The 2,970-nt window shown below is 73.0% G+C and carries 4 protein-coding genes; all 4 read right to left on the bottom strand.

All coding sequences use genetic code 11. The features are described 5' to 3' along the window. Positions 1-322: 322 nt before the first annotated feature. Positions 323-928 carry a hypothetical protein gene (locus tag OXM58_16640; GenBank protein MDE0149991.1) on the bottom strand — a complete coding sequence of 202 codons (606 nt, stop codon included), beginning with the start codon at positions 926-928 and terminating at the stop codon, positions 323-325. 92 nt (positions 929-1,020) lie between these two features. Continuing rightward, positions 1,021-1,347, bottom strand: coding sequence for a helix-turn-helix transcriptional regulator (locus OXM58_16635; GenBank protein MDE0149990.1), 327 nt, complete (start codon positions 1,345-1,347; stop codon positions 1,021-1,023). A 43-nt stretch (positions 1,348-1,390) separates the two neighbouring features. Next, a complete protein-coding gene (locus OXM58_16630) occupies positions 1,391-2,257 on the bottom strand; it encodes a cold shock domain-containing protein (protein ID MDE0149989.1) in 867 nt (288 codons plus the stop codon). A gap of 168 nt (positions 2,258-2,425) precedes the next feature. Next, positions 2,426-2,970 (bottom strand): hypothetical protein (locus OXM58_16625; protein MDE0149988.1); only part of this gene is annotated, 545 nt, incomplete at its 5' end.

Below are 2,970 nucleotides of genomic sequence, written 5' to 3'. Positions count from 1 at the left end.
GAGCCTCGAGCCTCCTGTCGAGCTGCATAGTGAGGTGTAATATGAGGCCTAATCGGTGGACAGATGCCAGCCGGTCCGGGCCAGCCATCCCGCGATTATGCTCATATCCGCCAGCACGGCCGCCGGCGTCGCCCGCGCCCCGATGCCCGCATATAATAATGTCGGCATGTTCCGATCTCCCCGGTCGCAATTCCGCCGCTCCCTCTCCTGCAGCGGCTTCGCTCCCGAAGGGCTTTTCTCCCCCTCCGAATCCCGGGTCGGTACCGGGAATGCTTGAATGACCGCCGGGGACGGGCGGCGCCGGACAGCGGGCTCGATGCGCTCAGGCGGCGCCGCTGCAACGGTCCCGGACGGCGTCCGCCAGGGCGGCGACGCCGCGGCGGTGCACGTTCAGGACCTTGCCGCCGCGCAGGACCGCTGTCGCCTTGTGGGCGATCTCGGTCGAAACCCAGACGACGGCAATGTCGGCCCAGGCGAGCAGCGGGCCGACCGTCTTCCGGCTGGGGGTGGTGTCCTCGGTGACGAAGCGGAGTTCGATGCGGCCGCGGCAGAGCCGTTCGAGGTCGCCGCGCGTGCCCGGCGAGCCGCCGGCGACCAGCAGCTTCGTGCAGCCGGCCCGGCGCATCGCGGCCAGCATGGCCTCGACCGCCCGGCGGTTGTCGCTGCCGCCGCAGCTCTCGCAATGTTCGGGAGCGACGGATACCGGAACGCGGGCGTCGCCGGGCGCCGGCCGGCAGGCGGCCTTGCGGCAGTGGCGCGCGAAGGCCGCGGCGAGCACGCGGTCGACCGCCGCGATCTTCGATTCCGCGATGCGGGTCTTGCCGGCCCGGGTCAGGCCGGCTTGCCGGAGGCACTGGAGCGCCCGTTCGGCGCCGGCGCCGCGGAAGCCGCGCGACGCCAGGAGGTCCGACAGGGCGAGATCGTTCATGCGGCGATACCCGGTTCGGCGGTTTCGAAGGAAACGGCGCGCCGCCGCCGCCGGGCCGGCGGCGCAGCTATGCCGCCGGCGCGGAGAGGCGGTCAGGCGGCCTCGGACGCGGCGACGCGCAGCCTGCCGCCGCCGGTCGAGCGCGGCTGGCGGATGACGATGTCGATGTCGCGCCCGAGCACGGTCAGCAGGCGGAGCAGCCGCTCCAGCGAGTATTCGCGGAAGTCGCCCCGGAGCAGCCGCGAGACGTCGGGCTGGGACAGGCCGAGCATGCGTCCGGCCTCGGCCTGGGTGATGCCGCGCCGGCGGACGATGTCGTCGATGCGGCTCACCAGTTCGGCCTTCACGATGTGCGCGTCGGAATCGGGCAGGCCGAGGTCGGCGAAGACGTTGCCGCCGCCGCGTTCTACCGTGTCCATGATGTCCTCCGTCCTGGTAGGGTCCTGTCGGGGCCGGCGCCGTTCAGGCAGGTTCGATCTCCGTCGCCTGGAGCCCGCGCGGCACGCTTTCCGCGCGGACGAAGACGCGCTGGCCCTGCTGCAGGTCGGCCAGGCCGGAACGCAGCAGCACGCTGGCATGGACGAACACCTCGCGGCCGCCGTCGTCCGGCACGACGAAGCCGAACCCGCGGATCGGGTCGTAGAACTTGACCGTGCCCGCCACATCCAGGTCTGCCGCCGGCTGTCCGGCGGCGTCCGGTCCCGGATACCGGCCGTCGAAGGGCCGGGCGCGGGCCGGCGGGCGGGCTTCGACGGCCGGGGCCTCGACCGAGATAATCTTCGACACCTGGGAACCCCTGTCGCCCTGCACGGTCTCGCAGGTCACGACGGCGCCCTGGGGCAGCGTGTTCCGGCCCGACGCCTCGACCGCGCTGACATGGCAGAAAATGTCCGGCGACCCGTCTTCCGGCTCCAGGAAGCCGTAGCCCTTCATCGGCAGGAACCACTTGACGACGGCGCAAAGCGGCCGGGCCGATGCCGCAGGGCCGGAGACCGCAGGGCCGGCCGGCGCAGCGTCCGGTTCCGCGGCCGGCCGCCCGTTGCCGGGCGCCCGGGCGAGCAAGGACGGGCGGGCCGATGCGGTGGAGAAATCGACGGCATGGATCCGGGACACCTCGGGGCCGTGGCGGCCCGGCACGGTCTCGCAGGCGACCGTCGCGCCGGCGAGCAGGATCTCCATGCCGACGGCCTCCAGCGCCGGGCGGGGACAGAAGACGGCCGGCGCGCCGTCGCCGGGATCGAGGACCCCGTAGCCCCTCGCAGCATCGTACCGTTCGACCGTCGCGGAAATGCACGTGCCGGCGCCGGGGCCGGAAAATGAATCGGTCATGCCTTGTGACTTTCCCCGAATGACGGAATTGCGTATCGACGGTCCCTTCTACCGCCTGTCCCGCAGGCGGTGAAGCCTTCCGGGGCTGGTTGCGTCGGCCGGCCGTTCCAGAATCTGGATTCTGCCGCCGGGGACGGGGAGGAGCCCGGCCGGGAACCGGCCGCAAGTCTACGGCACGCCGGTGAGGGCGAGCGCCAGCAGCGGCATGTTGGAGCGGATCTCGACCTGGTCGAGGCGCAGGCCGAGGAAGGCGAGGCAGGCCGCCGTCTCGGCCTCGGTCTCCCAGGTGCCGTGGTCGACCCCCGTCTCCAGTTCGATCACGGTGTAGAAGGGCGGCCCGGCCTGCGCCGCGTACCTGTCTGGGGCGCGGCTGTTGGAGCGGTACGCGCAGGCGGGGCAGCGCGCGGAACCTGCCGTGGCGGTCCCGCAATCCACGCATCGCCGCTCAGCGCGCCGCCGGACGTAGCGCTTCCGGCTCGTGGCGCTCTTGCGTTCGGGCGAGACCCGTTCGGCCTCCAGCGCGGCGTGGCGGGTACAGCGCGACAGGCCGCCGGCCGCCGGCTCCGCGCAGCGCACGCACAGGCCGGCGGCGATGCGCGCGGCGTAGCGCCGGCGCTCGCGCGCGCGCATCGCTTCGCGGCAGGTCTCGCAGACCGACCGGCCGTCGCCGGGCGGGTTGCGGCCGCATTTTGTGCACAGCCCGGCGTCGCGCC

The organism is Rhodospirillaceae bacterium, from assembly GCA_028819475.1.
Lineage (GTDB): Bacteria > Pseudomonadota > Alphaproteobacteria > Bin65 > Bin65 > Bin65.
This window is presented reverse-complemented; position numbering and strand designations above follow the sequence as displayed.